This window comes from Corynebacterium sp. AOP12-C2-36, assembly GCF_052379185.1.
In the GTDB taxonomy this organism is placed as follows: Bacteria; Actinomycetota; Actinomycetes; order Mycobacteriales; family Mycobacteriaceae; genus Corynebacterium.
The window spans coordinates 1-726 of record NZ_JBQSYJ010000076.1 but is presented as its reverse complement, the minus strand read 5'-3'; the positions used below and the strand labels follow the sequence as shown (position 1 = coordinate 726).

General features: G+C 63.5%; 1 protein-coding gene. It reads right to left on the bottom strand.

The window, feature by feature from the left end:
* The coding region (locus tag ACT3UN_RS16530; protein WP_444657669.1) for an IS256 family transposase at positions 1–683 on the bottom strand (683 nt) is incomplete at its 3' end.
* Between the last annotated feature and the right edge of the window lie 43 nt (positions 684–726).

The following is a 726-nucleotide window of genomic DNA, read 5'->3' as shown; positions in this document are numbered from 1 at the left end:
ACCTGGTCCAGCCCGCGGGCCTTGAGATCCCGGAAGAACCCGGTCCAGGAGGCCACGGACTCTGCGGTGGCGACCTGCATGCCCAGTAATTCCCTGTAGCCTTCCACGTTGACCCCGCAGGCCAGCAGCACGGAGGTTTTCACGACCCGTCCGCCTTCACGGACTTTCATCGTCAGCGCGTCGCAGGACACGTACAGGTAGGGTCCACCGTCGAGTGGGCGGTGGCGGAAGTCCTCGACCATGATGTCGAGGTCCTTGGCCATGTCGGATACCTGCGATTTCGACAGGTTGGTGATCCCCAGGCTGGCGACCAGGTCGTTCATCCTGCGGGTGGACACACCCTTGAGATAGCAGGTCGCGATGACGGTGCTCAAGGCTCGTTCGGCCCGGCTTCGTCGTTCCAGCAGCCAGTCAGGGAAGAACGAGCCGGAGCGGAGTTTGGGTACGGCGACGTCGACGGTGCCGACGCGGGTGTCGAGGTCGCGGTGTCGGTAGCCATTGCGGGTGTTGGTGCGCGCCTGGCTGGTGGTGGCGTAGTCCGCGCCGCAGATCTGGTCGGCCTGGGTGGACAGAATCTGGTTGATGAAGCTCTGCAGCATCTGGCGCATCAGATCCGGGGAGGCTTGGGTGAGCAGGTCGTCGAGGTAGGTGGACGGGTCGATATGATGGGGGCTGGTGGCCATCGTGGAGTGCCCTTTCGAGGAGATGTAGGAGTTGAGTCGAAAG